Annotated in this window: 3 protein-coding genes; all 3 read left to right on the top strand. The window is 41.0% G+C overall.

Going from position 1 to position 1,270, the window contains the following annotated elements; translation table 11 throughout:
• The first annotated feature begins 81 nt into the window (after positions 1–81).
• Genes L972_RS21625 through L972_RS22215 form a run of 3 tightly spaced genes read left to right on the top strand, consistent with a single transcriptional unit; the run spans position 82 to position 1,182 of the window.
• Positions 82–759, top strand: a complete 678-nt coding sequence (locus tag L972_RS21625; RefSeq protein WP_081990694.1) for a DUF6402 family protein — start codon at positions 82–84, stop codon at positions 757–759.
• Positions 760–770: 11 nt separating this feature from the next.
• Entirely contained in the window at positions 771–992 is a 222-nt protein-coding gene (locus tag L972_RS22210) for a DUF6201 family protein (RefSeq protein WP_423750322.1), read from the top strand.
• Between the two features lie 19 nt (positions 993–1,011).
• Complete coding sequence (locus L972_RS22215) at positions 1,012–1,182, top strand: DUF6201 family protein (RefSeq protein WP_368221730.1); 171 nt, start codon at positions 1,012–1,014, stop codon at positions 1,180–1,182.
• Positions 1,183–1,270 lie beyond the last annotated feature (88 nt).

The following is a 1,270-nucleotide window of genomic DNA, read 5'->3' on the forward strand; positions in this document are numbered from 1 at the left end:
GAAGAACGGCCTAACCAAGTGTCCGGATTTAGTTGACCACTACACAGTGCAAATACGAAGGGGCAAGATGTAAAGGTTGATATATTCAATCTTGATCAGATCCCCGATGCCATGGAAAAGATGGGATGGAAGGTTGCACCTCAGCTCATGCGTCATTGGCTCAGTTTAAAGCCAGCGTACAAGTTCACAGAAGAAACCAAAAGAGCACTTCTACGTAGTGATGCGAGAACAATCCCTAATGACAGATTCAATGACACTATTGTCAAAATGGCGTGGGTAAGACCTTTTATAAAGGAAAAACTGCAGGAAAGAATGCTTAGTTGGAGCTCGCCTGCTGGTATTAATGAATTGCGTAATAAATTAAAGGCGGCAGGATACTCTCCAAATATGTGCATACCATTAGGTATGAGTGACAGTGCTCAAGTGTTGGATGCCACTGCACACGTTAACACGATTAGCGTTGGTGTATATCTCAAAGATACATATGATTTTGTGGATGGCAATAAGATAACAACTGAGCCATTGGGGATATGGAGTAAAAATCGTGTGTTAACTAAAGCTGAAAGTGCTACCTCCTTATCATCATATGGTGCAGGTTTATATGGGATGTTAGCTCGAAAATGGAGCGGATTTGTTCCTGTATTTAATCGCGACTTCCGTGATTGGCAAGATAAACATAATTCGGGAGGGGATTTTATAGTATTTTCAGATGTGCTTTGGTTACACCCTCTCCCAAATCAGAGAGTTATATATTTATGAAGAAGCTGGCTATGTTTTTGGTGTTGATATTCGTGGCATATTGGTTGCTGTTAGCACACGTATCATGGGACATCTTTGACAAGACTCCATCTGTTAGTGTGGTGTCAAAAGATGGTAAGTACAAAGTGTTCTTAAAAGCAGTATATCCAGTAAACCCAATTGGCATATATTGTCAGCTCACTACAGAATCGCCAATATTTTTGAATTGTATGATGCCAAGGGAGATTATGTAGGCCAATTGTCTCCCTTTGTATGCTATGGGGATGGCGAGATGTTCCATATCGATTCCCTGGGGAAGAATTTACCTCCGATGTTGATAGCTTCGTTGTTTTTGATGACGAATATAATGGTGAGTTAAACATAAGCACCAAGCACAAAAAGTGGTGGAGCATGATCCTGTCTCCATTTCATTCAAGGGGATGAATTGCTAGTGGGCTCCGTGTATGAAAACTAAAATAAAGAATTTTGTGTACAGATCTAGTTATCACCTGACACCGGCCTCAAACCGGTG

The organism is Aeromonas sp. ZOR0001 (assembly GCF_000801015.1).
GTDB classification, from domain to species: Bacteria; Pseudomonadota; Gammaproteobacteria; order Enterobacterales; family Aeromonadaceae; genus Aeromonas; species Aeromonas veronii.

What these genes read in the sequence shown, in the direction of transcription:
- L972_RS22215 (WP_368221730.1), top strand. Translation starts at nt 1,012, where the DNA reads ATGCTATGGGGATGGCGAGATGTTCCATATCGATTCCCTGGGGAAGAA.
- L972_RS22210 (WP_423750322.1), top strand. Translation starts at nt 771, where the DNA reads ATGTTTTTGGTGTTGATATTCGTGGCATATTGGTTGCTGTTAGCACAC.